Origin of the sequence: Phaeovulum sp. (assembly GCF_047638075.1) — a bacterium.
Classification (GTDB): Bacteria; Pseudomonadota; Alphaproteobacteria; order Rhodobacterales; family Rhodobacteraceae; genus UBA6197.
This window is the reverse complement of the sequence record NZ_JBLJBV010000018.1, coordinates 1-26,977: the sequence shown is the minus strand read 5'-3', so window position 1 is coordinate 26,977 and position 26,977 is coordinate 1. Positions and strand designations below refer to the sequence as shown.

The 26,977-nt window shown below is 61.7% G+C and carries 24 protein-coding genes; 6 read left to right on the top strand and 18 right to left on the bottom strand.

The window, feature by feature from the left end; all coding sequences use genetic code 11:
* Positions 1–37: 37 nt before the first annotated feature.
* The gene (locus ACM62R_RS02260) at positions 38–1,393 is read right to left on the bottom strand and encodes an NCS1 family transporter (protein WP_415182447.1); all 1,356 of its coding nucleotides are present in this window, start codon (positions 1,391–1,393) and stop codon (positions 38–40) included.
* A 28-nt stretch (positions 1,394–1,421) separates the two neighbouring features.
* Entirely contained in the window at positions 1,422–2,114 is a 693-nt protein-coding gene (locus tag ACM62R_RS02255; protein ID WP_415182446.1) for an aspartate/glutamate racemase family protein, read from the bottom strand.
* Positions 2,115–2,224: 110 nt separating this feature from the next.
* Here ACM62R_RS02255 and ACM62R_RS02250 point away from each other — a divergent pair, with 110 nt between their 5' ends.
* Positions 2,225–2,932, top strand: coding sequence for a GntR family transcriptional regulator (locus ACM62R_RS02250; RefSeq protein ID WP_415182445.1), 708 nt, complete (start codon positions 2,225–2,227; stop codon positions 2,930–2,932).
* A gap of 120 nt (positions 2,933–3,052) precedes the next feature.
* Here ACM62R_RS02250 and ACM62R_RS02245 read toward each other — a convergent pair whose 3' ends face one another.
* From ACM62R_RS02245 to ACM62R_RS02170, 16 genes are all read right to left on the bottom strand, one after another.
* Positions 3,053–4,966, bottom strand: coding sequence for a bifunctional 5-dehydro-2-deoxygluconokinase/5-dehydro-2-deoxyphosphogluconate aldolase (locus ACM62R_RS02245; protein WP_415182491.1), 1,914 nt, complete (start codon positions 4,964–4,966; stop codon positions 3,053–3,055).
* A 205-nt stretch (positions 4,967–5,171) separates the two neighbouring features.
* Positions 5,172–5,975: an NAD-dependent epimerase/dehydratase family protein gene (locus tag ACM62R_RS02240; protein WP_415182444.1), complete on the bottom strand. Its 804-nt coding sequence runs from the start codon at positions 5,973–5,975 to the stop codon at positions 5,172–5,174.
* Between the two features lie 3 nt (positions 5,976–5,978).
* Complete coding sequence (locus ACM62R_RS02235) at positions 5,979–7,181, bottom strand: pyridoxal phosphate-dependent aminotransferase (RefSeq protein WP_415182443.1); 1,203 nt, start codon at positions 7,179–7,181, stop codon at positions 5,979–5,981.
* Between the two features lie 4 nt (positions 7,182–7,185).
* A complete protein-coding gene (locus tag ACM62R_RS02230; protein WP_415182442.1) occupies positions 7,186–8,796 on the bottom strand; it encodes a hydantoinase B/oxoprolinase family protein in 1,611 nt (536 codons plus the stop codon).
* Positions 8,793–10,889 (bottom strand): hydantoinase/oxoprolinase family protein, encoded by a 2,097-nt coding sequence (locus ACM62R_RS02225; RefSeq protein ID WP_415182441.1) that lies wholly within the window; start codon positions 10,887–10,889, stop codon positions 8,793–8,795. The genes ACM62R_RS02230 and ACM62R_RS02225 overlap by 4 nt, the downstream gene beginning before the upstream one ends.
* Positions 10,886–12,565, bottom strand: coding sequence for a thiamine pyrophosphate-binding protein (locus ACM62R_RS02220; protein ID WP_415182440.1), 1,680 nt, complete (start codon positions 12,563–12,565; stop codon positions 10,886–10,888). The genes ACM62R_RS02225 and ACM62R_RS02220 overlap by 4 nt, the downstream gene beginning before the upstream one ends.
* Before the next feature lie 100 nt (positions 12,566–12,665).
* Positions 12,666–14,090, bottom strand: coding sequence for an FAD-binding oxidoreductase (locus ACM62R_RS02215; protein ID WP_415182439.1), 1,425 nt, complete (start codon positions 14,088–14,090; stop codon positions 12,666–12,668).
* 44 nt (positions 14,091–14,134) lie between these two features.
* Positions 14,135–14,899: an amino acid ABC transporter ATP-binding protein gene (locus tag ACM62R_RS02210; protein ID WP_415182438.1), complete on the bottom strand. Its 765-nt coding sequence runs from the start codon at positions 14,897–14,899 to the stop codon at positions 14,135–14,137.
* A 12-nt stretch (positions 14,900–14,911) separates the two neighbouring features.
* Entirely contained in the window at positions 14,912–15,988 is a 1,077-nt protein-coding gene (locus ACM62R_RS02205; protein WP_415182437.1) for an amino acid ABC transporter permease, read from the bottom strand.
* A 4-nt stretch (positions 15,989–15,992) separates the two neighbouring features.
* Positions 15,993–17,156: an ABC transporter permease subunit gene (locus tag ACM62R_RS02200; RefSeq protein ID WP_415182436.1), complete on the bottom strand. Its 1,164-nt coding sequence runs from the start codon at positions 17,154–17,156 to the stop codon at positions 15,993–15,995.
* 59 nt (positions 17,157–17,215) lie between these two features.
* The gene (locus ACM62R_RS02195) at positions 17,216–18,250 is read right to left on the bottom strand and encodes an amino acid ABC transporter substrate-binding protein (RefSeq protein ID WP_415182435.1); all 1,035 of its coding nucleotides are present in this window, start codon (positions 18,248–18,250) and stop codon (positions 17,216–17,218) included.
* Between the two features lie 96 nt (positions 18,251–18,346).
* Positions 18,347–19,303 carry a LysR substrate-binding domain-containing protein gene (locus tag ACM62R_RS02190; RefSeq protein WP_415182434.1) on the bottom strand — a complete coding sequence of 319 codons (957 nt, stop codon included), beginning with the start codon at positions 19,301–19,303 and terminating at the stop codon, positions 18,347–18,349.
* A 69-nt stretch (positions 19,304–19,372) separates the two neighbouring features.
* Entirely contained in the window at positions 19,373–20,122 is a 750-nt protein-coding gene (locus ACM62R_RS02185) for an SDR family NAD(P)-dependent oxidoreductase (protein ID WP_415182433.1), read from the bottom strand.
* A gap of 7 nt (positions 20,123–20,129) precedes the next feature.
* Positions 20,130–20,843 (bottom strand): SDR family oxidoreductase, encoded by a 714-nt coding sequence (locus tag ACM62R_RS02180; RefSeq protein ID WP_415182432.1) that lies wholly within the window; start codon positions 20,841–20,843, stop codon positions 20,130–20,132.
* Positions 20,844–20,973: 130 nt separating this feature from the next.
* On the bottom strand, positions 20,974–22,191 hold the full coding sequence (locus ACM62R_RS02175) for an NAD(P)/FAD-dependent oxidoreductase (RefSeq protein WP_415182431.1): 1,218 nt from the start codon (positions 22,189–22,191) through the stop codon (positions 20,974–20,976).
* Between the two features lie 13 nt (positions 22,192–22,204).
* Complete coding sequence (locus tag ACM62R_RS02170; protein WP_415182430.1) at positions 22,205–22,984, bottom strand: HpcH/HpaI aldolase family protein; 780 nt, start codon at positions 22,982–22,984, stop codon at positions 22,205–22,207.
* Between the two features lie 114 nt (positions 22,985–23,098).
* On the opposite strand from ACM62R_RS02170, the gene ACM62R_RS02165 reads away from it, so the two are divergent.
* The 5 genes from ACM62R_RS02165 to ACM62R_RS02145 all read left to right on the top strand — a co-directional run bounded on the left by ACM62R_RS02165 (position 23,099) and on the right by ACM62R_RS02145 (position 26,815).
* Positions 23,099–23,998 (top strand): 2-hydroxy-3-oxopropionate reductase, encoded by a 900-nt coding sequence (locus tag ACM62R_RS02165; protein ID WP_415182429.1) that lies wholly within the window; start codon positions 23,099–23,101, stop codon positions 23,996–23,998.
* A complete protein-coding gene (locus ACM62R_RS02160) occupies positions 23,998–24,810 on the top strand; it encodes a shikimate dehydrogenase family protein (protein ID WP_415182428.1) in 813 nt (270 codons plus the stop codon). The genes ACM62R_RS02165 and ACM62R_RS02160 overlap by 1 nt, the downstream gene beginning before the upstream one ends.
* Complete coding sequence (locus tag ACM62R_RS02155) at positions 24,803–25,612, top strand: SDR family NAD(P)-dependent oxidoreductase (RefSeq protein ID WP_415182427.1); 810 nt, start codon at positions 24,803–24,805, stop codon at positions 25,610–25,612. The genes ACM62R_RS02160 and ACM62R_RS02155 overlap by 8 nt, the downstream gene beginning before the upstream one ends.
* Entirely contained in the window at positions 25,612–25,959 is a 348-nt protein-coding gene (locus ACM62R_RS02150) for a RidA family protein (protein ID WP_415182426.1), read from the top strand. Before ACM62R_RS02155 ends, ACM62R_RS02150 begins: the two co-directional genes overlap by 1 nt.
* A gap of 88 nt (positions 25,960–26,047) precedes the next feature.
* Positions 26,048–26,815 (top strand): FadR/GntR family transcriptional regulator, encoded by a 768-nt coding sequence (locus ACM62R_RS02145; protein ID WP_415182425.1) that lies wholly within the window; start codon positions 26,048–26,050, stop codon positions 26,813–26,815.
* Positions 26,816–26,977: the final 162 nt, after the last annotated feature.

Here is a 26,977-nt window from a genome sequence, read left to right as displayed (position 1 = left end):
CGGAACCATTGCCGCGCGCTTGCCGTTGCTTTGGTGCTTAGTCTGCAAATCGCTTTGCGGCCGGCAGGAAGCGCATCAGCAACCAATAGGCCAGCCCCGCCGGGATCAAGCTGGCATACCAGGAGATGTCCGAAAAGGTCAGCGCGACAATAACCCCCAACACCATGGCAATGACGGCCGCCCAGTTGACACCCTTGTAAGGGCCCTCTGGATCGTAAAGCTTGTCCAGATCCAGCGTCTGCTTGCGCAAGATGAAGTAGTCGACGACAAGGATTGCAAATATCGGCCCCAGGAATGCCGAATATGTCTGGATGAAGATCCCAAGACCGGCGGCGGATTCGTCCTTCACCAGTTCCCATGGGAATGTCGCAAAGGCGAGAAGCCCAACCAGCACGGCAGACGTTTTGAACTTGAGGTTGAACACATCCATCAGCGCATAGGCAGGGGGAACCACATTGTTGAGAATGTTGGTCGTCACCTGCGCAAACGCGATGAACAGCAGCGTGGTTACCAAAAGCGGCTTGTTGTCGACGGCGCTTGAAAACACCTTGATCGGATCAACCTCGCCAGTGGCCCCCGATACCATCAATCCGATCAGCCCCATGAACAGGGTGGCCGGCAGGATGGAGTTGGCATAGATCATCGCTTGCTTGATCGGCCCGACATTATGGCGCAATTCGCGCGAATAGTCCGATACGTTCAGCATCATGGTGCTGTAGATGCCGAGGAACAGCATGGTTGCCCCCCAGAACGGCGCGCCCCAGGTCCCCTCCACATTGACCAGGTTGGCCATGATCTCATCGCCGTATTTGTTGATGACGCTGAAGAACATATAAACCAGCGAACAGATGATGAAGACCGACCCGATGTTTTCCAGCCATTTGATACCATGGAAACCCAACACCGACAGGCCGATTTGCAGGAACTGAAAGCCGATGAAGAAGAGCCAGATGTTGGAATAATCGAACAGCGTATCTGACACGAGGTTCAGGGCGCCCGCGCCAATCCAGCTTTGAAATCCGAACCAGACAATCGCCGGAACCGAACGGACCAACGCCGGAATGCGGGTTCCGGTAAACCCAAAGGCCGACCGCGCCTGAACCATGAACGGGATTCCGTATTTGTGCCCGGCCTGCCCGTTGATCATCAGCGCAACCCCGATCACGGTGCAGCCGATTGCGATGGCCAGAAAGGTCTGAAGCAGGTTCAGCGTGCCCACAAGGCCCGAACCGACCGTAAACGTTCCAATCGACACGCACCCGCCCAGCCAGGCAAAAAGATAGGATACCGGGCCCATGATCCGTGTATTCTGGGGTGCCAGGCTTTCCTCGCCAATTGCCTTGTGGTCGATCGCCTCTACACGAGGCGCCTCCATTTGCGTTGTCACCGTCATATTTTGTCCTCCTCCTTCAAAATTATGCTCAGATCGGGGTGGCGTAGGCCCCTATCTTGCTGGTCTTGAGCCCGCAGCCGATCAGCGCCTCGATCATTCGTGTTGCTACGGTCACACCGTCGATGACCGGCACGCCGGTCTCTTTGGTCAGCCATTCGGTCAGATCGGCCATGCCCGCACAGCCCAGCACGACCGCCTCGCAGCGATCCTCGCGCACTGCCTTCAGGATCTCATCGCGCACCTTCTCTTTCGCGCCTGACCCCTCCTCCTCAAGGGCCAGTACCGGGATCTCGGCCGAGCGGACGCGACGGCATTGGTGCGACAGGCCGTAGCCGTGGATCAGGTGTTCAATGACCGGAACAGACCGCGGCAGCGTCGTCACCACCGAGAATGATGTGGCGATCATGCTCGCAGCTTTGACAGCAGCTTCGCAGATCCCCAGGACAGGCCCCGTGAACACTTCGCGGCAAGCGCCGATGCCAGGATCGTCAAAACAGGCGACAACCACCCCGTCCAGACCTTCCTTTTCGGCCTGTTTCAGTCGCGCCAACAGGCCCGGCACCGACATCGCCTCATCGTGGTGGCCTTGGATGCTGGCAGGCGCATCCTGGCCGGTGGCCGCTATTATCGTCGTCCCGTTGCTTGCAACCTGTCGCGCGCTTGCGACGATCTTGTCTGTCATCGAGACTGTCGAATTGGGGTTCATGATCAGAATTTGCATAACGCCTCCCAGTTTGTCATCAAAAATTGTTAACAAACATTTCTCATCAGATCAATATTTTTGTCAACAAGACATTGCGCGACGGTCTCGGTCTCGACTAGAATTGAGCCATGACAAGTGTTTTTGAAAATAATCAGATAGATAGCGAAATGCGCCCGCCAGAGGACGCCATCACGCGATCCATTCTGACCGCTGTTTCCGAACAGCGGCTTCCGGCTGGCACCAAATTGGGCGAGCAGGCACTGAGCGACCTTTTCCAATGCAACCGCGCCAATGTGCGCCGCGCATTGACGGCGCTTGCCGCGCAACATGTGGTCGAACTTCGCCCGAATCGCGGCGCGTATGTCGCCACACCGTCCCCCGAAGAGGCGCGCGAAGTCTTTGAGGCGCGCCGCACCATCGAACGCACGCTTGCCCGCAATGTCGTCGCCCGCGCAAGTGCCGAGGATATTGCGTATATGCGCAACAACATCATCGAGGAAGCACGCGCCCGTGCTGCAAACGACAAGCCGCAAGAGCTGCGCCTGTCGCGGGCCTTTCACATGCGGTTGGCCAAGATCGCCGGTAATCGGGTGCTTGAACGGTTCCTGGCCGACCTGTCCCTGCGCACCACCCTCATCCTGGGCCTTTACAACGCTTCGGGCACCTCCAACTGCGCCGAAGACGAACATGCCGCCATCGTCGATCAGATCGAGGCCCGAAACAGTGAACGCCTGGTCAACCTGATCGACGAACATCTGCGCCACCTTGAACAGGGGCTGGACTTTCAGCGTGTCGGGCCCCGGGATCTGACGCTTGCAGAACAATTATCACGTTGAACCGGCAAAACAGCGGCAACGCCGACCGGCGGTCAGCCTGAGAATTTTCAGCCCGTCAAAAACGCCGTTGATCCGCCGGCAGGGGACGGCGCCCACACCCCGGTGCAGTATGATGCCATTTCATCCCGCTGCTGCGGCCCGCGCCTTATCCCAGATAGTGCAAAGGCGGGCGTAGCGTTCGGCCATCTGGTCCACCGCCTGCGTGTCGCTGATTTCGCCCATCAGCCAGCCGCGCGCCGCATCGCCAAAGATCGTTCGCCCCACGGCAAAGCCCTTGACCAGCGGCTGTTTCGCCGCCAGCGCAAAACTGGCCGCAAGATCCTGTTCCGGCGCATCAAGGCCCAGCACAACGATGCCCCTTGTGCGCGGGTCGTTGCGTTCGATCGCCGCGACCGCATGCGCCCAGGCGGCATCGGTCTTGAAGGGCTCCAGCTTCCACCAATCGGGGTAGACGCCCGCATCATAGAACTGCTGGATAAGGGTCGCTGTCGTGTCGTCGCTCACCGGCCCGACCTTGGACGGGATCATTTCCAGCAGGAATTCCAGCCCGTTGCGGCGCGCGGCGGTGAACAGCCGCCCGACCCGCCTTTCTTGCAGCGCGCGGGTGGCGGCATCGTCATCCGGGTGGCAAAACACCAGCAGCTTGACCACATTTTCGCGCGCCCACGCGCGAAAACCGCCAAGATCAACGCCAAGCTCTGGTTCAAATTCAATGGGGCGTGAACCGGGCAGTTCCGTCGGCCGCCCGATCCACAGACCGCTGCCGCTTGCCGCGTGCAGGGCAGATCGCCCGATCCGGTCGTCGCACAGGATGCCAAAGCCGGGTTTGCCATCCTGCACCTTCAGCGCGGCCTTCAGGCACAGCTTCTTGAATGCGCCACCTTTTTCAAGCGAATAGCCCTCCATCTGCTCTAGCTGCAAGCGGTGGTCAAAGGCAAAGGTCCGCACGCAGTCCCGATCGCCGCCAATCCCAAAGCGGCGGGTGGTGGCCCAATGCACCTGCTCCAGCTCTGCGTCGTTGCGCAGATCCGCGCGAACGATCCCGCGTTTAAGGAAGAACTGCAATTCGTCCCAGGAAGGATAGGCCGGGGTGCAGCCGTGGCGGCTGACCGCAAAGGCACCGCAGGCATTGGCGTATTTCAGGGCGGTCGGCCAATCCTCGCCATCCAGCCAGCCTTTCAGCAACCCCGACATGAAGCCATCGCCGGCCCCCAGCACATTAAAGACCTCGACCCCAAAACCGGGGCCGGTCTGGCCGCCGTCCAAGCTGTCGGGGATAGGCCCGTCAAAGGCTGTGGCCCCCATCGGCCCGCGCTTGCAGACCAGGGTGGCGCCGCTAATCGCACGCACAGCGCGCAGCGCCGCGACCGTATCGGTGGTGCCGCCGGCAATGTGAAACTCTTCCTCGGTTCCGACGATCAGGTCGAAATGATGCAGCGTTTCTTGCAGGCTGGCGGTTACCTCGGCGCTTTCGGCAAAGCGGCTTTCGCCGTCGCCGTGGCCCAGCACACCCCAGAGATTGGGGCGATAGTCGATGTCGAGCGCGGTTTTTGCCCCGTGCGCCTTTGCCAGTTCCAGCGCCTTCAAAAGGGCGGCGCGCGGCGTTGGGTGACTAAGGTGCGTGCCGGTGGCCACCACCGACCTTGCCGAGCCGATAAACGCCGCCTCGACGTCATCGGCGCAAAGCGCCATGTCGGCGCAATTCTCGCGGTAGAAGATCAGCGGGAACTGTTCCTGATCGCGGATGCCTAGTATGACCAGCGCGGTCAGCCGGTCGGGATCGGTCTTGACCCCCTCAACGTTGACCCCGTGGCGGATCAGCTCCTCGCGGATGAAGCGGCCCATATGCTCGTTGCCGACGCGGCTTAGCAGGGCCGATTTCAGCCCAAGCCGTGCCGTGCCGCAGGCCATATTGGTGGGCGAGCCGCCGATATATTTGTCGAACGTGCCCATATCCTCAAGCCTGCCACCGACCTGCGTGCCGTAGAAATCGACGCCCGCGCGGCCCATTGTGATCACATCAAGGGTTTTCATGGCACTGATCCTTTTCATCGCGGCGGCGGCGGCGCCCGGCCCGGCCCCGGTCATCGGGCTATCCGCTTTCATACCCTTAGTGACGCGCGCCCTGCTTTCGCGCAAGGCCGGGCCGCCGCAGGATGAATTTGGCCATGCCCCAGGTCAAGGGGCTTAGGTGCCCGGACCTTTGAGTGCCGCCGCCCGCCTGATTTGGCGCGATTGGTCAGTCGTCTGGGTGGCCCAGTTCGCAAAACCACCCGCCAAGATAGCGCACGGATGCCGCTTTCGGGTCGGGAACCGGGGTGCTGGCCTCGACCTTGGCGCGGAACGGCTCGGACGTGTCTTGCGGGTGAAAACCCAGATGTGCCGCGCCGGTATTGTCCACGGTCTTCACCTTGTTGTCCGAAATGCCAAAACTTAGCGTATGGCCGATGCGCGGCGCGGTCAGCGACGCCTCGACCAGCCGCAGGCAATCGTCGAACGACAGGTAAGACCACAGCATCCGCCGGTCTGCCGGTTCCGGGAACGACGAAAAAATCCGCAGACAGGCAGACTCGATCCCGAATTTGTCCCAGTAAAGCCGGCTCAGGCTTTCGACAAAGTTCTTTGAGACACCGTAAAGACTGTCCGGCCGCACCGGCGCGTCAACGCTAATATGCGCTTCAATCTCATGATAGCCGATCGCATGCACGGATGAGGCGTAGATCACCCGTTTGACGCCGTGTTTCCGCGCGCCTTCATAGATGTGGTAAGAGCCGCGAATATTGCTGTCAAGAATGTCCTGCCACGGGCTTTCCATCGGCGCGCCGCCGAAATGGATGATCGCGTCGCAATCTTTCGTCGCGGCAATCGTTGCCTCCATGTCCGACAGATCGAACACGGCCTGTTCTTCGTTCGGCGCCAGATCGTCAAACGGCGCCCGGGCGCCCAGCCGGATCACCTTGGCCATCGGCGCCAGCCCCTTGCGCAGGATGGACCCAAGGCGGCCATTCGCGCCGGTAATCAGGATGCGTTCATATTGCGGCATGGCTTACTCCAGTTCCGAAATGGCGGCTTTGATCCGGGCAATCGCCTCGGTCAGCACGGCATCGGCGGTTGCGGTCGAAATGCGGAAATAGGGCGACAGGCCATAGGCCGCGCCCGGCACGGCGGCCACGCGCCCCTCCTCCAAGAGGTAGGTGGCGACGGCGGCATCGTCGTTCAGGACCACGCCTTTCGGGGTCTTGCGCCCGATCAGGCCCGCGCAGCCGATATAGGCGTAAAATGCCCCTTCGGGCGGCGATAGGGTCACTCCGTTCATCCCGGCAAGGCCGTCGACCACCAGATTGCGCCGCCGTTCAAACGCCGCGCGGAATTCGGCCACCATGTCTTGCGGGCCGTTCAGCGCCGCCACGGCAGCCGCCTGCGCGATTGCACAGACCGAGGTAACGGACTGGCTTTGCACGGTTGCCATCGCCTTGATCAGCGGCTGCGGCCCCGCCGCATAACCCACGCGCCAACCGGTCATCGCATAGGCCTTGGCAACCCCGTTCACGATCAGGGTGCGGTCGCGCAATTCCGGGCAGGCCTTGCCAAAGGACAAAAAGCTGCGCCCGTCAAACAGGATATGTTCATAGATCTCGTCCGACAGGATCAACACCTGCGGATGTTTCGCCAAAACCGTGCCCAGGGCCTTTAGCTCATCCTCGGAATAGACTGCGCCCGAAGGGTTTCCGGGCATGTTGAGGAACAGCCATTTGCTGCGGGGCGTAATGGCGGCTTCCAGCACCTCTGGGGTCAGCCGGAACCCGGCGTCACCGGGACATTCCGCGATAACCGGGGTGCCGCCCAGCAGTTTGACCATTTCGGGATAAGACACGAAATAGGGCGCGGGCAGGATCACCTCATCGCCCGGCTCTAGCGTGGCCATCAGCGCGTTGAAGATGATCTGCTTGGCGCCATTGGCCACGATGATGTCATCGGCGGTGTAATCCAGCCCGTTTTCGCGCCGGAACTTGCTGGCCACGGCTTCGCGTAGCGCCGGTGTGCCGGTGGCGGCGGTGTACAGCGTTTCGCCCGCTTTCGCGGCGGCATGGGCCGCCTCGATGATATGGGCGGGGGTCGGGAAATCGGGCTCGCCAAGGCCAAGGTCGATCACATCGACCCCGCGCGCGCGCAGCGCCTTGGCGGCCTGAGAAACCGCCATCGAGGCCGAGGGTTTCACGATCGACAGACGCGAGGCAATATAGGTCATCGCATTACTCCGTTACATATCCTTTGGAACGATCTTCGGCACGCGCCTCGGGGCTGCGCCGCTTTGGGTCGCCATAGCCGCCGCCGCCGGGCAATTCCAGAACCAGTCTGCGGCCTTCGGGCACATGTTGCCAGCCTTTGGGGCGCATTTTGGTGCCATCGTCCAGATGCACCGCGCCAACCACGCCGTCTTTGCCACCGTTACGCCCGCGCGGCGCATGGTTTATCCGGTCGAACATGGCGGAAAAGTCAAACTCGTGGCCCTCTTGCGGGGCAATTTCCATGATCTGGCCCAGACCGCCGCGATATTCGCCGTCTCCACCGGAATCGGGGCGCAGCTCCTTGCGCCAGATCACGATCGGGCCGGTCTGTTCGGTCGCCTCGACCGGCATGGTATGCACGCCCGAGGGGAAAGCCGTTGCCGAGAGCCCGTCAAGCGTAGGCCGCGCGCCCATTCCGCCCGAATTGAACATCAGCACTTCGGCGCGGCGCCCATCCTTTCCGGCGCTGGGGCGCACTGAGATATGGATGTTCCAGAGCGCCGCCGCCCCTTCGGCAAGAATGGTTTCAGGAAGCGCCTGCGCCACCGCCCCCAGCACAAGGTCGGGTACCATATGGCCGATCACATGCCGAAGTGCCACGGGTGCAGGGCGGGCCGCGTTCAGGATATTGGTCGGGGAGGAAACGGTGAACAGGGCCAAAGAGGCCGCATTGTTGGGCACGTCAGGCGCCACCACGCATTTCAGCGCATAGCTTGCGTAGGCCTTGGAATAGATGATGGGCACATTGATGCCCCAATTGCTCATCGCGTCGGTGCCGGTGAAATCGGCGTTGACGGTGTCTTCCGCGATGGTGATTTTCACCGCCAGCTTTACCGGCGCGTCATAGCCATCGGTCATCAGCGTGTTGGACCAGCTACCGCGCGGCAGGGCGCGGATACGTTCCAGCATGGCGGTATGGGTGCGCGAAAAGATGAAATCGCTAAGGTTATCCAGCGAGGCAAGGCCAACTTCGGTCATCAGCGCAACCAGACGGCGGTGCCCCACCTCATTACAGGCCGCCAGCGAATAGAAATCGCCCACAACCTGATTGGGTTCGCGCACGTTGGAACTGAGGATCTTGACCAGATGCCGGTTCACGTCGCCTTTTTCAGCGAACTTCATGATCGGAATCTGAATCCCCTCTTCATAAACCGATTTGGCATCCGCGCCAAAGCCGCGCCCGCCGACATCAACGACATGCGCGGTGCAGGCGAAAAACGCCACCAGCTCGCCATTCAGGAACGAGGGGGAAACCATGGTGATGTCATGCAGGTGCCCGGTGCCAAGCCAGGGGTCGTTGGTGACGTAGGTATCGCCCTCAAACATCTGGTCGCGCGGGATTTCATCCATGAAATTCTGCACCGCTTCGGCCATGGTGTTCACATGGCCCGGTGTGCCGGTCACGGCCTGCGCCAGCATTTCGCCCTTGGGGTTGAACACCCCCGCCGACAAATCGCCCGCCTCGCGTACCGAGGTGGAAAACGCCGTGCGCAGAAGGGTCAACGCCTGTTCCTCAACGACCGAGATCAGACGGTTCCACATCACCTGCATGTGGATTTCTTCGATATCGCTCATGCTTTGAACCCCTTGCGGATAAGTAGGATAGAGCCGTCATGCTGGATCACGGCATCAAAGGAAGATGTCACCACCGTCGATGTTTCGCGTTCGACAATCACCACCGGGCCGTGCAACCGATCACCCGGCTTCAGGCTGGCCCGGTCGGCAAGGCCGGTTTCCAGCATACGCGCTGCGGTAGGGTCGAAAACCTGGCGCGTTGCGGTGGCGGCCACATCGCGGTTGCCATGGCTGATCTTGTGCGCCTCTGGCCGGGGGCGATGGTCTTGCGCCTTTACGGACCAGGTCACAATCTCAATCTCCAGCCCATCCAGCCCGTCAATCGCGCGGCCAAAGAAGCGGGCGTAACAGTCACGGAAACTGTCTTTCAGCGCCGCAACGTCGGCTTTGGTAAAGGGCCGGTCAGGCAGCGGCACCGGAATTTCCCAACCCTGACCGGCATAGCGCATGAAGGCGGTGATTTCGCGCAGGATCTGGCCATCGGTGCCCGAGCTGACAAACCGTTCGGCGGTTGCTTTCAGATCGGCAATCGTCTTGTTCGCGTCGTCCACATCAAACTGCGAAACCCGGACCAGTTTGGAGGCCAGCGCCTCATAGCCGAAAGGCGCCTTCAGAAACCCGATGGCTGAACCGACACCTGCACCCTGCGGCACAAGGCATTGATTGACGCCCAGTTTTTCACACAGCCGCGCCGCATGAAGCGGGGCCGCGCCGCCAAAGGCGATCATCACATTGTTGGAAATATCCTTGCCGTTTTCCACCGCATGGACGCGCGCCGCATTGGCCATGTTTTCGTCAACCACCTCGCAGATGCCAAACGCGGCCGATAGCGGCGCCAGTGACAGCCTGTCGCCCACATCGCGCCCAATCGCGGCGCTGGAGGCGTTGGGATCAAGCCGGATACTGCCGCCTGCGAAATTGTCGGGGTCCAGCTTGCCCAGCATCAGATCGGCATCGGTGATCGCGGGGCGGTCGCCGCCACGGCCGTAGCAGGCCGGACCCGGCTCTGACCCGGCACTTTCGGGGCCGGTCTGGATGCGGCCCATGGCATCGACCCAGGCAATGGACCCGCCCCCGGCGCCAATTTCGATCATCTCGATCACCGGGATGGAAATTGGCATGCCAGAGCCTTTGCTGAACCGGTAGGTTCGCGCCACCTCAAAGGTGCGGGCGGTTTGCGGGGTGAAATCCTCGATCAGGCAGATCTTGGCGGTGGTGCCGCCCATGTCATAGGACAGCACCTTTTTCAGATCAAAGCGCGCGGCCACGTCGGCGGCAAAGATCGCCCCGCCCGCCGGGCCGGATTCAACCAGCCGCACCGGAAATTCCGCCGCCGTCTCGACCGAGATCAGCCCCCCGCCCGAATGGATCATGAACACCGGGCACTTTGCGCCCATCTCTTTCAGGCGCGATTGCAGGCGGGCCAGATAATCGGCCATCTGCGGGCGCACATAGGCATTGGCGCAAACGGTGTTGAAACGCTCAAATTCGCGCATCTGGGGCGAAACCTCAGAGCTGAGCGAGATCGGCAGATCCAGCTTCTTCGCCAGAACCGCGCGGGCGCGTTCTTCGTGTGCGGGGTTCATGTAGGAATGGATGAACCCGATCGCCACGGCGCGGAAATCAGAACCCGCGATAGTGTCGGCAATCTGCGCTAATGCGGCCTCGTCCAGCGCCAGCAGCTCTTGACCTTGGGCACCAATGCGCCCGGCAACCGCAAAACGGTCCTCGCGCGGGATCAGCGGGGGGGGCAGGCGCATGTTCAGGTCATACTGTTCAAACCGGCTTTCCGTGCGCATTTCGATCACATCACGAAAGCCCTCGGTGGTGATAAAGGCGGTGCGCGCGCCGCGCCGTTCAATCAGCGCATTGGTGGCCAGCGTGGTGCCGTGGATCACAATGTCCAGATCGGTGATGCTTAGCCCGGCATCGCGCAAAACTATGTCTATCCCGTCGAAAATCGCCTGTTCTGGGGCGGTGTAATTGGTCAGCACCTTGGTGGAATAGATCGTTCCGCGCACGTCCAGTGCGATATCGGTAAACGTGCCACCGATGTCGGCACCCAGCCGGATGTCGTTTGACTTTGCGTTCATGGCTTTGCCTTTTTTGAGGCGAGCGCGTCATTGCGCATCTGTGAAAGGGTCTGGCGCGGGGTCAGCGCCTCGGGCGAGATGATCAGTTCCAGCACCGCGCCACTGGTCGAGGCGAGGGCACGTTCAAAGGCCGCCGGAAAATCATCCGTGGCGGCGACGGTTTCGGCGTGAAACCCGTAAGATTTGGCGAGTACCACGAAATCGGGGTTTTGCAGGGTCGTGCCTGAAACGCGGGCCGGATAGGTGCGTTCCTGATGGGCGCGGATCGTGCCGTAGATGCCGTTGTTGAGGATCAGCACAATCGGCTGCGCCCCGGCCTGCATCGCGGTGCCAAGTTCCTGGCAGTTCATCTGAAAGTCACCGTCCCCGGCAAAACAGACAACGGTCCGGTCCGGGTGCGCGACCTTGGCCGCGATCGCGGCGGGCAGGCCGTAACCCATCGCCCCCGATTGCGGCGCAAGCAGGCGGGCCTTTGGGCCAAAACGGAAAAACTTGTTCGGCCAGACGGTGAAATTGCCTGCGCCGTTGGTCAAGATCATATCCTCGGGCAGGTGGTCGCGTAGCCACGCTGCGATCTTGACCATATCCACCGGGCCGGGCTGCGCGGGCGCGTCAAAGCCCGCCTCATAGGCCGCACGGGCGGCCTTGCGCCAGTCTGCCCAGCCGCCATTGACCGGCGCAAGCTGGCGGGCAAAGGCGTTGGGGCCGGCCTGAAGACCCAGCGTCGGCACATAGACCTTGCCGATTTCGCGGTCAGAGCCATGCACATGAATCAGCTTTTGCGCCGGAACAGGCACGTTCAGCAGCGTATAGCCATCGGTTGTCATTTCGCCAAAGCGCAGGTTGATCGCCAGAATGACGTCTGCATCGCGGATCAGCGCCTTTATATGCGGCGCCATCCCGACCCCGGCCTCACCCACGAAAACGGGCGAGTGATTGTCAAACCGGTCCTGATAGCGGAACGCGGCAACCACCGGGATATCCGAGGCCTCGGCCCAAGCCTGAAAATCGGCGCGCCCCGTATCGGTCCAGTTGCAACCGCCAAAGAGGACCAGCGGGCGTTTGGCCTGCGCCAGCAGCGCCAGCGCGTCGGCCATGGCGCCGGGCTCGGGGGCGGGTTCGGTGATGCGGGCGGGGCCGGTCAGCGCGGGGGCATCGGTCAGGGCGGTCAGCATGTCTTCGGGCAGCGCGATGACCACGGGGCCGGGGCGGCCCGACAGGGCGGTGGTCCAGGCGCGGGCCATGATCTCGGGCAGGCGGTCGACCTGATCCACCTCGGTGACCCATTTCGCCATCGTGCCAAACACGGCGCGGTAGTCAATTTCCTGAAACGCCTCGCGGCCCTTCATATCGGTGCCGACCTGACCGACAAAGACGATCATCGGCGCGCTGTCCTGCATTGCGGTATGCACCCCGATCGAGGCATTGGTGACGCCCGGCCCGCGGGTCACAAAGCAAAGGCCGGGGCTGCCGGTCAGCTTGCCGTAAGCCGCAGCCATAAAGGCGGCGCCACCCTCGTTCCGGCACAGCACATAGTCCAGCCGGCCGGCGGTATCATGCAGCGCATCCAGCACCGCCAGATAGCTTTCCCCCGGCACGCCAAAGCCCTTGCGCGCGCCAAGCGCCACCAGACATTCGACCAAAAGCTCACCGCCGTTGCGCAATCTGTCTGTCATGTGTCGTGCTCCAAAGGGGGGTGTCGGGGCGCTTTGGCCCATGGGTATCGTGCACATCGGGGCGGGGTAGTGAAATCAAGAAAATCAGGCCAAGCACAAGTTATTCTTTGGTCTGGTCCGGGGTGATGGTGGTTATGATAACGCCGGGGTTGAGGTAGGCGTCAGGGTCAAACGCCTGTTTGATCCGCGCCATCAGGCCCCGTTCAACCGGGCTGCGATGCGTGTCTGCCAGGGCGGTTTTTGCGCGCCCCAGCCCGTGTTCGGCGGCAAAGCTGCCGCCCATTGCGGTGGCAAGACCGGCCAGCCCTTGCGCCAGATCACCACCGCGCCCGTCAAAGCCGGTGGCGTCTTCGGGGGGGGACAGGTTGAAATGGATATTGCCATCGGCCAGGTGCCCGAAGGGGTTGATCCGAACGCCCGGCAAAAGGGTCTGGCACAGCCGGTCCGCGTCATGGATGAATTCCGCGATCCGGCCGGGGGGCACAGAGATGTCGTGCTTTAACTGTGGCCCTTCAAGGCGCTGGCCTTCGGGTTGCTCTTCGCGCAAGCGCCAGAAATGGCTGCGCTGCGCTTCGGACATGGCCAGCGCACCGTCCAGCACCAGCCCCTGTTCCATCCCCCATTCCAGCGTGGCCCCCAGCACATCGGCCAAGGGCACGAGATCCGAGCTTGACGTCAGCTCAACCAGAACATAGGCGCCGCCGCGCGTTTCCAGCGGAAAGCCCAAGCCGGCCAGATGCCGCATCGTCAGGCCAAGCCCAAAGTCTGAAAAGAACTCCAGCCCGTTCAGAAAATCGGCCGCCTCGGCCCGGATATGGGTGCCAAAGGCAACAGCCGCCTCCATGTCAGGCAGCGCAAGCAAAGCGGTTTGACGCTGTTTTGGGGCGGGATAGAGCCTTAGTATCGCCCGAGTGACAATACCAAGCGTGCCTTCCGCGCCGCAAAACAGCTTGCGCAGTTGATAGCCCGCATTGTCTTTTTGTACGGCGCGCAGGCCGTTCCAGATGGTGCCGTCGGCCAGAACCACCTCCAGCCCCAGCACCAGATCCTGCATCATCCCGTAGCGTGCGGCATGGCTGCCGCCGGCATTGGTGCCGATCAGCCCGCCAATTGTGGCGCTACCCTCGGCCCCCAGATGCAGCGGAAAGATCAGCCCCTGCGGTTCCAGCGCCTGATGCAACGCCTCCAGCACCGCCCCCGCGCCCACGCAGACCGAGGCCGATGCCCGGTCAGGCGCCGCAATCGCCGCCATGCGCGACAGCGACAGGATCACCCCCGCCCCCGCAGCCACAACGCTTGCCCCGCAAAGGCCGGTGTTGCCGCCTTGCGGCACGACGATGATGCCATGCCGGTGGCAGAGTTGCAGCACCGCCGAAACCTCGGCGGTATCGGCCGGGCGCGCCACACCTATCGGCGCTATGCCGTATCTGTTCAGCCAGTCGCGGCTATAGGGCGCGGCGCCATCGCCAGAAAGCCAGCCTTTTGCGCCCAGTAATTCGGCAAACTCTCGTGCCAGATCCGCCATGTCAGTGCCTTTTTGCCCAGGTTTTTGTGCTGCGCGAGTCCGCCTCAATGCGCCAGAATTTGCGACAGAAACTTTTTCGTCCGCTCATTTTGCGGCGCGTTGAAGAACGGCTCGGGGGCAGCCTCTTCGATGATCTCGCCCGCGTCCATGAACACCACGCGGTCGGCCACCTTGCGGGCAAAACCCATTTCATGCGTCACGCAGATCATCGTTATCCCCTCATCTGCCAGCGCCACCATGACGTCCAGCACTTCGGAAATCATCTCCGGGTCCAGCGCCGAGGTGGGTTCGTCAAACAGCAATATCTCGGGTTGCATGCATAGCGACCGGGCAATCGCTACCCGCTGCTGCTGCCCACCCGACAACTGGCCGGGAAACTTGTCGGCCTGTTCAGGGATGCGCACCTTTTCCAGAAAGGCGCGGGCGTTTGCCTCGGCCTCGGCGCGGCGGGTCTTGCGCACCAGCATCGGCGCGAGGGTGCAGTTTTCCAGCACGGTCATATGCGGGAACAGGTTGAAGTGCTGAAACACCATGCCGACATCGCGCCGGATTTCGTCGATATTGCCCAGATCGTCGTTCAATTCCGTGCCCAGAACCGTGATCTTGCCGCTATCATGTTCTTCCAGCCGGTTGATGCAGCGGATCATGGTCGACTTGCCAGAACCCGACGGCCCGCAAACCACCACCTTTTCGCCCCGCCCAATGGTCAGGTTGATGTTTTTCAGCGCCTGAAACTTGCCGTAGAACTTGTTCATATGTTCGATCTGAATTGCGGGGATGTCCCCCGCGGCTTTGGTTTTCTGGGTCATGCAAAGACCTCCTTACCGTTGGCCGATTTCCATGCGCCGTTCAAGAAAGGCACCATAGCGCGACAGGCTGAAGACAAAGACGAAGTAGATCAGGGCGACAAAGACGTAGACCTCGACATAGGCAAAGGTCCAGTCGCCGGTGCCGTAGGCCGCGCTGGCCGAGGCGAGGATTTCGAAAAACCCGATGATGATGACCAGCGAGGTTTCCTTGAACGAAATCACGAACTGGTTGATCGTCGCGGGCAGCGCGTTGCGCATGGCCTGCGGCAGCACGATCCGGCTGATGCGGTGCCAATAGCCCAGCCCCAGCGCCTTGGCGGCCTCTTCCTGCCCGGCGGCGACGCCCTGCATCCCGCCGCGCACGATCTCGGCCTGGTAGGCGGCAAAGAACAGCGCCGACCCCAAGATCACGCGGTAAAGTTTGTCGCCCTGTAGCCAGTCGGGCAGCATGAAGGGCAGCACGATCGCAAAGGTGAACAGGATCGAAATCAGCGGCAGCGACCGCACCGTATCAATGATCAGCCCCATCGTGCGCGAAATCCACGGTAGTTCAGACCGGCGCATCAGGGCAAACACGATCGACAGGGGAAACCCGATCAGGCAGGTCGACAGAAAGATGAACAGCGTCAGCGCCAGCCCGCCCCACATTTCTTCGCCCACTACCTCCAGCCCGAAAATGCCACCCGCCATCAGAATGTAATAGCTGCTGGCCCCAATACCCCAGATCAGCGCAATCCGCCGCCCGGTCCAAAGGGCCGGGATGCAGCTTAAAACCGTCATCACCACCACGGCCACGCAGGCCAGCGCAGAACGCCACTGTTCCTCATAGGGGTAAAGGCCAAACATGATGATCCGCCAGCGGTCTGCAATGACAGACCAGCACGCGCCGGTGGCCGCCTTGCAGGCCGCGGGGCCGCCAGCACTGCCGAACACCGCCGAAAACAGTGCCCAATCCGATACTTTCCAGATCAACAGCGCCAGCAGCGCCAGGCAGATGATGGAAACCGCCGCGTCCAGCGGGGTGGAGAAGAAGCGCCGCTTGAGCGAGCGCGATGCGTGCCGGCGTGCCATGGGTGAGGATGCCATCATCTGTTCACGTCCGAAGTTGATTGCCCTTCAGGGCAATGGCCTTGTTGATACGGTTGAACACTGCCGCGACCGTAAAGTTGATGATCAGGAACCCCGCCATCAGAATGAAGATCGCCTCAAGCGTTTGGCCCGACCGGTTGATGGTCAGCGATACGATCATGAAGAAATCGGTAAAGCCGACCGTAATGCCCAGGGTGGTTGCCTTGATCAGCCAGACGTACTGGTTGGCCAGAATGGGCAGCATCGCGCGCAGCGCCAACGGCAACCGCACCCGCGTGAATATCTGCCAGCGTGTCAGGCCCAGCGATTGTGCCGCCTCGATCTGGCCCCTACTGACGGATTTGAAGCCGCCGCGGACGATTTCAGCGATATAGGAACCGCCGTAGACGGCAATGCCGATCAGCAGGGCCGAAAACTCGGGCGGGATCCGCAGGCCACCTTGAAAGTTCAGCCCCTTTAGCATCGGCACCGAAACGAAGCTGCCCCCTGCGGGACGGCCCAGCAGCAGGGCCGCCGCAAATACCGCAAGGCAGACGGCGGTGGCGGTGATTTTCAGCGCGCGGCGTTCTTCGCGGGGTTTGGCGATCTTGCGGCTGACGGAGATGAAAAGCGGCAGTATCACCGCCGCGACCAGCGCCAGCACCGCCAGAACCAGCCAGCCATTCCCGACATTCAGCATCGGCAGGAAAACCCCCCGGCTGCTTAGCGCCATACCGCCAAATTCCAGCGCGTCACGGGGTCCGGGCAGATGGGTCAGGACCGCATACCAGAAGATGACCTGCAAGATGATCGGCACGTTGCGAAAGGATTCAACGTAGATCGTGCCCAAAAGGCTTGCCACCTCATTGGCCGAGGTGCGGGCAAGGCCGACGACCATGCCGACGATGGTTGCCGCCAAAAGCCCGAAAAAGCCCAGAAAGATCGTGTTGACGAAACCGATAAGCAAAAGCCACCAGTAGGGGTCTGTCGCGGTCACCGGCAGCAGCGAAAAAGACACGTTCAGGCCGGTTGCCTTGGACAGAAACCCAAAGCCCGAGGAAATGCCCTGAGCCTCCAGATTGCGCATCGCAATCAGCGTGCCGGAAATGACCAGCGCGGCAAGTCCCCCTACAAACAGGGTCTGCAACACGGCATTCCGGGTTTTCAGGTTGCGCAGTGGATTTCGCATCAACCAACCTTTCACAGGGGTGAAATGGCCCCGCCCGCGACCGGGCAGGGCCGATAGTGTCAGTCGAAGACCAGCGGGAACAGAACGCCGCCGTCTTTCCACAGGGCGGTCATTTCACGCGGCATCTTGTAGGGCGATTCCTGGCCCAGATTGCGCTCGAACACCTCGGAGAAGTTTCCGACATTCTTGATGACGTTGTAGGCCCAGTCATCCGTCAGCCCAAGGCCCTTGCCCACACCCGGGGTCACGCCCAGAAACTTGGACACTTCGGGCGTTGGCGGGTTGGCGCGCATGTCATCGACGTTGCCGGAATTGACGCCCTCTTGTTCCGCGAACAGCAGCGCGCTTAGCGTCCAGTTGGCGATATCGACCCAGTTGTCATCGCCCTGGCGCATCACCATGACCTCGGGTTCCAACGCCAGAACGTCAGGCAGCAGGACGTGTTCATCAATGTTGCCCTTGGCGGCGCGGGCAATCGCCAGAACCGGGCCCCACTGGGTATAGGCGTCGCACCGGCCCGAGAAATAGGCCTGCTCCAGTTCCTCGGTTTTCTGAATCACGACCGGTTCCAGCGTGATGCCAAGACGCTGGGTATAGGACGCGATCTGCTGTTCTTGTGTCGTGCCTGCGGGGATGCAGATCGTGCCGCCATCGGCATCCGCGATCGACTTCAGGCCCAGTTCCGCGTGCGCCATGATCTTGGTTGTGCCAAGATAGTAGGAGTTGGAAAATTGCAGCCCCAGTTCCGTGTCACGGCTAAGCGTGCCGCCCGATGCCTTGATGACGATATCGACATCACCCGACTGGAGCGCAGGCCAGCGCTGCGCCCAGCTGATCGGAATGATCTTCAGCGCGGTCGGATCCCCGAAAATGGCGGTCGCAACAGCGCGGCACAGGTCGATATCAAGGCCCTTCCAGTTGCCCTTGTCATCAACCTCGGCAAAGCCAAGATACGAGCCGTCATGCCCGGTGCACAAAAGCGAGCCGCGCGCCTTTACGGTCTCCAGGGTTTTGCCGGCGTCGGCCAGCGCGGGCAGTGCGGGCATGGCAAGCGCGGCAGAAAGCGCCACGGCGGCCAGATTGGATAGTTTCATGTCTTTACTCCCTTGGTGTCGGATTTGGTGGGTTGAATTGTGGTCGCGTTTTTATTGGGGGGCGCGGTATTGGCTGCGCCCCCGGTCAAACCGGGGTCAGGCGTCATGGGGCGGTATCGCCGCCAATGGCGTTGACAAAAGGTCAGGGAGGCTGTCCCACGTCTGATTAAGCAACCAGCGGTGCGAGGCGGCCACCACCTTGACGCGCAGATGCGCGCGCGGCGCCAGCAGGTAGAACCCCGGCACCTCATCCTTGGGCATCGTTTGCAGGGCGTCGCGCCCCAACGGCGCAACCAGCAGCCCCGAGCGCAGATCCTCTTCGGCGTCGATAACCGAGACAAGGCCGATCCCCATGCCCTGTAGCGTGGCCCGCCGCATCGTTGCCGCATCATCAAAGCCGATGCTGCCATCCTGATCGCCCTGTGCAACGCCGAGGTGGTGCAGAATATCGGGCCAAAGGCGTTTGGATTTGACCGTGTGCAGCAGCGCAAAACGGGTCAGGTCGGCTGCGGTTTCTATCTGCGCGCCAATCGCGGGGCTGCAACAGATGACCTTGGGGTCGCGCACCAGCAGCGACACGTCAAGGTCGGGCCAGTCGCCATAGCCCCACTGCACCGAAACGTCTATGTCGTCGCGGGCGAAATCGGGGGTGTCGACCATCGTGGTCAGGCGCAGATCGGCCCCCGGAACCGTTTCGCGAAACTGCGCCAGACGCGGCATCAGATAGCGCGTGGCGAAATACGGCGAGGCGTTCAGATTGATCCGGTTGCGGTAGTTCGACTTGGTGACGCGGCGCACGCCCTCGGCAAATTCGGCAAAGCCGGCGCCGACGTAATGCGATAGCAAAATGGCGTCCTCAGTAGGCTCTACGCTGCGGCCGCGCCGTTCAAACAGGGTCACTTGCAACGTATCTTCCAGCAGTTTGATCTGCTGACCCACCGCCTGCGGCGTCACCAAAAGCTCATCCGCCGCCTGCCGGAAACTGGCATGGCGCACCACTGCATGAAACACCCGCAGCGCGTTAAGGGGGGGAAGGCGTAATTTGCCAGACAAGATCAGCGCCTCCTTTCGGCGGGGGGTGAACGGGGCTGTGCGAACAGTAGCACACAGCGGTGGATCTTATCAGGCGTAGATGTAACCGCCTGAAACAATGATGTTTTCGCCAGTCATATAGGTGTTTTTCGGGCCGCCGGCCATCAATACCCATTCGGCTATCTCTGTGGGCATCGCGCCACGACCCAAGGGGCTGGCCTTTGCCAGTTCGTCCAGAAAGCCAAGCTCGCGGGCGCGGTCGGTCGCCATACCGGCGGGGGCCACGGAATTGATCAGGATACCATCCTTGGCCACCTCATGCGCCATTGAACGGGTCAGGCTGACCACCGCCGCCTTGGTTGCCGCGTAATGGGCGTTTTGCGGGTGCGCCTTGAACGCATCGACCGAGGTCAGGTTGACGATCCGGCCGCGCACATGGGCTTTGGGGTCTTGGGTCTGCATATGCCGGATTGCGGCGACCGCCATGTGATAGGTGCCCTTGACGTTGATCCCGTTCGAGGCGTCCCATTCGGCGTCGGTAATCTCAAGGATCGGGCGGCGCGGATAGATCGCGGCGCAGTTGATCACCGTATCAACCCGGCCAAGTGCCGCAACGATGCTGCCAAAGGCGGCGTGGCATTGCGGGCCAACCTGAATGTCGCATTTTGCCGAAGCCGTGGGCAGACCCTTTTCGCGGGCCGAGGCCAGGGCCTTTTCGGCGGCGTCGGGGTTGATGTCGATGATCCCCACCGCCGAGGCGCCCGCCTCGACCGCCATCTGGGCCAAGAGCGCCCCAAGGCCAGAGCCTCCACCGACGATTAGAACTGAAAGATCCTTCATTCTGGCCTCACTTTTTTCCGGTTGGGGTGGTGGGATTGGTCGGCATGATGTCAAAGCGGGTGACATCGGCCCATTGCGGCAGCGCCAGCACCGCGACGACCATTCTGGCTACATCTTCTGGCTGCACGGCGATCTGCCCCGCATACATCGCGGCGCGTGTCTTTTCATCAAGGACGTCTTTATAAAGCTGCGTTTCAACCCGGCCCGGAACAATCTCGGTCACGCGGACGCCAAAGGGCGCAAGATCGGCCCGCAGCGCGCCCGCAAAACCGGCAATGGCGGCCTTTGTTGCGGTATAGACGGCGATATTGGGGTAGGTCGCATGCGCCGCGGACGACCCGGTGAACAGCACATGCCCGGCACGGCGTTCGCGCATGTGCGGCACAACCATCCGCGTCAGCAATATCGCAGCACTCAGGTTCACCTCTAACGCCGCGTCGATATCGGAAATGGCGGTATCCGCGAAATTCCCCAGCGGCGGCATGATCCCGGCATTGTTGATCAGAACGTCAATCTCCAGCCCGGAAACCACATCTTCCAGCGCCTCGCGGTCTGTTATGTCAAGCGCGATCGGGGCTATATCCAGCCCTTCGGCCTTTAGCGCCTCCAGGGCTGTGGCGCTGCGGCCGACGGCGTAAACCTTGTATCCGGCGCGGGCAAGTTCCAGCGCCATGGCGTGGCCGATTCCGCTAGTCGCGCCAGTGATGAACGCTGTTTTCAACTGTTTTCCTCCACTTGTCCCTGGGTCAGGTTACGCAGCGGACGCCCGGTCCAAAAACAAGAATTAACGACACTGGGAAAGAAATTCTTTCCGATGGCGCCGGGGGCTTTTTGACTGGCGGGCGGGCGCATCAGATTACGGCGTCTTCCAGGAACGGTTCGTTCGCCGGGATGCGTTCATAGCGGAACGGGGTCAGGTCCAGCGTGCGAAAACCGCCATGGACAATCAGCTCCATCACCGCGCGGCCGACGGCGGGCGATTGTTGCAGCCCGTGGCCGGAAAAACCGTTGGCGAACATGAAGTTCGTCACCTCGGGGTGAAAGCCGACGATACCGTTGTGATCGAGGGTGTTGTATTCATAATGGCCGGTCCAGGACTGCTGAATCCGCAGCGCGTCAAACGCCGGTATCCGGTGCCAGAGCGAGGGCCAGAGACGTTCTTCAAACTCTTCATGGCGTGTCTCAAAATCGTCATAGCCTGCGGGGCCGTCGTTTTCGGGGGTGTTGCCGGTCAGGAACAGCTCGCCTTCCGGGCGCACGAAGGTGCCGGTCAGATCAATCACGTTCGGCATCCGGCCGGGAATTGGCGTGGCCGACGCAAAGACGAAGCTGTGCCGTTTGCGGGGCTCGACCGGGATGGACAGCCCCGCCATTGCGGCAATCATCTGTGCGCGCGGGCCGGCGGCATTGACCAGCGTGCCGCAGGAAATCACCTCGCCGGTCGACAGTTGCACGGTTTTGACCGTCCCACCCTCAAGGCCAAGCCCGGTCACGGCGTTGTCTACATATTCCACGCCTTGCGCCCGTGCGCCGCGACGAAAGCCGGTCAGCAACCCCATCGAGTCAAACCAACCCTCGGCCTCGGCCCCCCAGGAGGCACCGCCGAGGTCTTCGACATTGACCCAAGGGAATTTTTCCTTCAGCGCGCCGGGGTCCAGAAACACCGTATGCGCGCCGAGGTTGCGCTGCAATTCGACCCGGTCCTTGGCGGCATCCACGCCTTCGGGGGTGCAGCAGTAAAGGTAGCCGTATTCCTTGAACCCCAGATCGGGGGCGGGTTCGCCGGGAAAGAACTTGCCCATCCGGTCAGCGAAGTTGCGGATGATTTCGACCCCGAACTGGCTGATCGTCACGTTGATCGGGTTTGAATATTGCTGCCGGATCGCGCTGGTCGACAGTGCGGTTGACGAAAATTCGTAGCTGCTGTCCCGTTCAACCACGAGGACCGAGATTTTTTCGCCCATTTCGGTCGACAGCCAATAGGCGACGGATGAGCCAACCGCGGCCCCCCCGACAATCACGACATCATAGCGGCGCTGTTTGGGGGCCTTGTAAGGAGGTATCGGCATTTTGGTTCTCGTCCTAGCGGGTGAAAGAAGCGATCAGCGCGTCAGAGCCGCGCGCAAGCAGGCCAAGGTCTGACCCCACGGCCACCATGGTAAAACCGGCGGCAAGGTATCGGTCAGCATCTGCCTTGGCGGGGGCCAGAATACCGCTGGCCTTGCCCGCATCGGCGGCGGCGCGCTGCACCGTGGCGATGGCCTTTTGCACATGGTCCGCGCCGGGGTTGCCCATCGCGCCCATATTGGTGGAAAGATCGCCGGGGCCGACGAACAGCACATCCACCCCGTCGATGGCGGCAATTTCGCCCGCGTTGGCCACGCCGGTTTCACATTCGATCTGCACCGCCAATAGCTGATTGCGCCGTGCATTGGCGTGATACCCCGCGATCCGCCCGAACGCATTGGCACGATGCCCAACCGAAAAGCCGCGCACCCCCCCCGGCGCATAGGCCATGGCGGCCACGATGGCGCGGGCCTGTTCAGCGGTGCGCACATTCGGGATCATCAGGCTGCGGGCGCCAATATCCAGCGCCTGTTTGATATGTGTCACATCATCCGCCACCAGCCGCACCACCGGTTCGCACGCAAACGCGGCAGCGGTCTGTAGCTGCGCCATGATGCTGCGCATGTCGTTGGGGCTGTGTTCACCGTCAATCAGCAGCCAATCGGCCCCTGACCCCGCCACCACCTCGGTTGTCAGCGCAGAGGCGAGCGAACACCAGATGCCGATGGCCGCTTTGCCGCCTGCCACCGCTGTTTTCAGGCTATTTTCCCGCTCTTTTATACTGGGTGTTTGCATTGCTGTCGTCTCCGGGGTGAATCGGGTTGTAATTTATATGATGTCATATAATAAGTGTTGCAACACGTCTAGTGCTGCATTGCAAGCGGCGCGATTACGAAACCGAAGGGGGGGATGAAAATGAAGCTTGGGTTTATAGGTCTGGGGGTCATGGGGGCGCCGATGGCCCGCCACCTTGCAGCCGCATCGCATGAGATATTTACAACGCTGAACCGCGCGCCCCTGCCCGCCGATCTGGCCGCGACGGTGCTGCCGACCGCCGCCGATGTGGCCCGTGCGGCGGATATCATCATCACGATCCTGCCCGATACCCCTGATGTAGAGACGGTTTTGTTGGGCGACGGTGGTGTTATTGAAGGCATTGCCAAAGGCGCGCTGGTGATCGACATGAGCTCGATCAGCCCGATCGTGACGAAAGAGATGGCCGCGAAAATTCGGGCCGCCGGGGCGGGCTATGTTGATGCGCCGGTGTCCGGTGGCGAGGTGGGCGCCAAAGCCGCGACCCTGACGATCATGGCCGGGGGGCCGAAGGCTGAATTTGACCGCGCAGAGCCGCTGTTCAAGCTGCTGGGCAAGAACATCACCCTTGTCGGTGAAGAAAATGGCGCGGGCCAGACCTGCAAGATCGCCAATCAGATCATCGTTGCGCTGAACATCGAAGCCGTTTCCGAGGCGTTGGTATTTGCCGCGAAAGCCGGGTGTGACCCGGCCCGCGTGCGCGCGGCGCTGATGGGCGGCTTTGCCGGATCGCGTGTGCTGGAGGTGCACGGTGAACGGATGATCAACCGCAATTTCGCGCCCGGATTCCGGATCCGCCTGCACCAAAAAGACCTTGGGCTTGCATTGTCCAGCGCGCGCAGCCTTGGCGTGTCGCTGCCCAACACCGCAACGACCCAGGAATTGCTGAACAGCTGCGCCGCACACGGCGACGGCGATGCCGATCATTCGGCCCTTGTCCGGGCACTGGAACGGATGGCGGCGCTAACACACCCCCATGAAAAGGAGAAAGCCTGATGCGCGGAACGGGAAAAGCTGATGTGTTCGTGATGCTTGCGCATCCGGTTGACCATGCCAAAAGCCCCGGTGATTTCAACGCGCTTTTTGAGGAGCGCGGGCTGGATAGCCTGATGGTGCCGCTGACCTGCAAGCCCGCAGATTTTGAGACCTTTTGGGCGGGCCTGACGGCGGCACAAAATGTGCGCGGGATGATCATCTCGGTTCCCTACAAGATTGCAGTGTTTGAAAAATGCAGCGGCGCGCATGACCGCGCCGCGCGGGTGAACAGCGCGAACTCGGTCCGCAGGCTGCCCGATGGTAGCTGGTATGCCGATAACTTTGACGGTGTGGGCTTTATCGACGGGCTAAAGGCGGCGAACCGGCAGATTGCGGGCAAGCGGGTGTTGCAGGTGGGTGCGGGCGGCGCGGGGGCGTCAATCGCCTATTGCCTTGCCGAAGCGGGCGCCGCCGAGATCCGGCTGAATGACATTGACGCCAGCCGCGCCGCAAAGCTGGCCGAACTGGTCGGCCGCGCCTTCCCCGATTGCCGCATCGCGGTTGGCCCCGCCGATCCGCGCGGCATGGATATTGCAGTGAACGCCACCCCCGTCGGGATGCACGCGGGCGACCCGTTGCCGCTGGATGTGACCGGGCTGACACCCGATATGCTGGTGGTGGATATCATCATGGAACCGGCTGAAACCGCGCTTTTGCAAGCGGCGGAAAAGGCGGGATGCCAAATTCAGCGTGGCCGCCCGATGATGGCTTTCCAGATCGAGGCGATGGCGGATTTCTTTGATGTCGACCGCAAGGATCGCGGCAATGGCTGATACGCGCATCGTCGTGGTCATTGGCGGCACCGCAGGCATTGGCCGCGCCATTGCCGAGGGGTTTTCCGGCAAGGGCTGCACCGTTATCGTTGCGGGCCGTGATGCAGAACGCGGCGCCCGTGCCGCCGATGCTTGCCGCGCCGCAGGGGCGCCGGCGGCGGAATTTATTGAAACCGATGTGGCGAACCCGGCCTCGCTGACCGCGCTGGCGGATGCCGTGGTGGCGGGGTTTGGCGCGCCCGATGTGCTGATCAACTGCGCGGGCATCTTGCAAAGCGGCCAGCATGTGCTGGATCAGGATCTGGACGAAGACGAACGGATGTGGCGGATCAATTACCGTGGTACGCTGGTCGGTTGTCAGGTCTTTGGCCGGATCATGGCGGCCAAGGGGCGCGGGGCAATCCTTAATGTCGGGTCGCTCGCGTCTTTTGCGCCGCTGTCGCTGCCGGCCTATACGCCGGGCAAACACGCGGTTTTGGCGCTGACCCAGATACTCGCCGCTGAGCTGGGGCCAAAGGGTGTGCGCGTCAATGCGGTTGCGCCGGGGTACACGCTGTCGGACGGGCTGAAGGCCAAGATCGCTGCGGGCGAACGTAACCCCGATGCGATCAAGGCCACCACCGCGCTGCGCCGTTTTGTTGACCCTGCCGACGTGGCCGCCGCAGCGCTGTTTTTATGCTCGGACCAAGCCTCGTCGATTACCGGGGTGACGCTGCCGGTTGATGCGGGCTGGTTGGTTCAGGCCCCCTATGCCCATTACCTGCAAGGTAACCCAATCCGAAAACCAGAAGGAAAAGAATAATGACTACAATCAACCGCTTTGATTTTGACACGCGTATCCACCACGGTGTGACCCATAACGGCACCCTCTATCTGACCGGCCAAGTGGCCGAGCCGGGCCAATCCGCCGCCGACCAGATGCGCGAGGTTCTGGCCAAGATCGACGATCTTTTGGCCAAGGCGGGCACGGACAAGACGAAAATCCTGCATGTGCAGATGTGGCTGGACGACGTGCGCGACTTTGCCGAGGTTAATACCGTCTGGGATGCCTGGATGCCGATGGAACACGCGCCGGCGCGTTCCTCCGGTCAGGGGCGGATGGCAAAACCGGGCATGTTGGTCGAACTGATCGTCACCGCCGCTGTCTGACCGGGATTGATGATATCCTTGCCTTGGCCGGGCGGCTCTGTCAGAAAATCAGGTATCATTAAGAAAAGATATTATTCATATGCCCAGGGTGCCCAAACGCAAAGCACTGTCCACGGTTGTCGCAGACAGCCTGTTGGCGCAGATTCAGTCCGGCCAGCTTGCGCCCGGCACGCAACTTCCCACCGAGGCAGAGCTCTGCGTGCAGTTTGAGGTCAGCCGCACCGTCATCCGTGAGGCCGTGGCGCGCCTGCGCCATGAGGGGCTGGTGATACCGCAACAGGGGCGCGGCGTTTTCGTCAGCGAGGCGCCGCAGCCCTCGACCTTTTCAATCCCGCAAGAGGCGCTGTCGACCCTGCCCGAAACCATCGCGCTGCTGGAACTGCGGCTTGCCGTCGAGGTCGAGGCCGCCGGGCTTTGCGCCGAAAGACGCACCGCCGAAGACGCCCGCAAGATCCGCGAACTGATGGAACAGGTTGATGCGGGGCCGTCCGATCCGAATGTGGTGCAGATCCATTACGACTATGACTTTCACCTGATGATCGCGACAGGCGCGAAGAACGAATTCATCCACGCTTTTCTGACCTATCTGCGCCCGATCATCACGCCCCGGTTCAGGCTGAGCCATGTCGTTTCAAAAGACGTCATGCCCAGCTATTTCGGGCGGATCCACAGTGAGCATGACGCTGTTGTAACCGCAATCGAACGCCAAGACCCGTTGGCAGCACGCCGTGCCATGCGGATACACCTGCAAAACAGCCTTGAACGGGTCAAGGCTTTGGCGCGCGCATCAGGCATTGCCGATGCAGGGCCAAACGCAAAGGCCACGACCTTCTTTGAAGATCTGATCCGCCGTTGAAAACCTGACAAGGCTGATCGCTTGTCTTACCTTTCCCCTGCGCTATAATGACCCGCAAGTGAGGACGACCTCCCCCGCCTTGGGATGTTTTATCGGGACGACCCGACGTTTCAGAGGGCCCGATGCGCACCACCCCCGACAGAATTCGCCACGCCATCAGTT

Bases quoted from the DNA above. Each gene is read 5' to 3' on its own strand.
- ACM62R_RS02260 (WP_415182447.1), bottom strand. From the start codon at position 1,393: ATGACGGTGACAACGCAAATGGAGGCGCCTCGTGTAGAGGCGATCGAC.
- ACM62R_RS02255 (WP_415182446.1), bottom strand. From the start codon at position 2,114: ATGCAAATTCTGATCATGAACCCCAATTCGACAGTCTCGATGACAGAC.
- ACM62R_RS02250 (WP_415182445.1), top strand. From the start codon at position 2,225: ATGACAAGTGTTTTTGAAAATAATCAGATAGATAGCGAAATGCGCCCG.
- ACM62R_RS02245 (WP_415182491.1), bottom strand. From the start codon at position 4,966: ATGAAAACCCTTGATGTGATCACAATGGGCCGCGCGGGCGTCGATTTC.
- ACM62R_RS02240 (WP_415182444.1), bottom strand. From the start codon at position 5,975: ATGCCGCAATATGAACGCATCCTGATTACCGGCGCGAATGGCCGCCTT.
- ACM62R_RS02235 (WP_415182443.1), bottom strand. From the start codon at position 7,181: ATGACCTATATTGCCTCGCGTCTGTCGATCGTGAAACCCTCGGCCTCG.
- ACM62R_RS02230 (WP_415182442.1), bottom strand. From the start codon at position 8,796: ATGAGCGATATCGAAGAAATCCACATGCAGGTGATGTGGAACCGTCTG.
- ACM62R_RS02225 (WP_415182441.1), bottom strand. From the start codon at position 10,889: ATGAACGCAAAGTCAAACGACATCCGGCTGGGTGCCGACATCGGTGGC.
- ACM62R_RS02220 (WP_415182440.1), bottom strand. From the start codon at position 12,565: ATGACAGACAGATTGCGCAACGGCGGTGAGCTTTTGGTCGAATGTCTG.
- ACM62R_RS02215 (WP_415182439.1), bottom strand. From the start codon at position 14,090: ATGGCGGATCTGGCACGAGAGTTTGCCGAATTACTGGGCGCAAAAGGC.
- ACM62R_RS02210 (WP_415182438.1), bottom strand. From the start codon at position 14,899: ATGACCCAGAAAACCAAAGCCGCGGGGGACATCCCCGCAATTCAGATC.
- ACM62R_RS02205 (WP_415182437.1), bottom strand. From the start codon at position 15,988: ATGATGGCATCCTCACCCATGGCACGCCGGCACGCATCGCGCTCGCTC.
- ACM62R_RS02200 (WP_415182436.1), bottom strand. From the start codon at position 17,156: ATGCGAAATCCACTGCGCAACCTGAAAACCCGGAATGCCGTGTTGCAG.
- ACM62R_RS02195 (WP_415182435.1), bottom strand. From the start codon at position 18,250: ATGAAACTATCCAATCTGGCCGCCGTGGCGCTTTCTGCCGCGCTTGCC.
- ACM62R_RS02185 (WP_415182433.1), bottom strand. From the start codon at position 20,122: ATGAAGGATCTTTCAGTTCTAATCGTCGGTGGAGGCTCTGGCCTTGGG.
- ACM62R_RS02175 (WP_415182431.1), bottom strand. From the start codon at position 22,191: ATGCCGATACCTCCTTACAAGGCCCCCAAACAGCGCCGCTATGATGTC.
- ACM62R_RS02170 (WP_415182430.1), bottom strand. From the start codon at position 22,984: ATGCAAACACCCAGTATAAAAGAGCGGGAAAATAGCCTGAAAACAGCG.
- ACM62R_RS02165 (WP_415182429.1), top strand. From the start codon at position 23,099: ATGAAAATGAAGCTTGGGTTTATAGGTCTGGGGGTCATGGGGGCGCCG.
- ACM62R_RS02160 (WP_415182428.1), top strand. From the start codon at position 23,998: ATGCGCGGAACGGGAAAAGCTGATGTGTTCGTGATGCTTGCGCATCCG.
- ACM62R_RS02155 (WP_415182427.1), top strand. From the start codon at position 24,803: ATGGCTGATACGCGCATCGTCGTGGTCATTGGCGGCACCGCAGGCATT.
- ACM62R_RS02150 (WP_415182426.1), top strand. From the start codon at position 25,612: ATGACTACAATCAACCGCTTTGATTTTGACACGCGTATCCACCACGGT.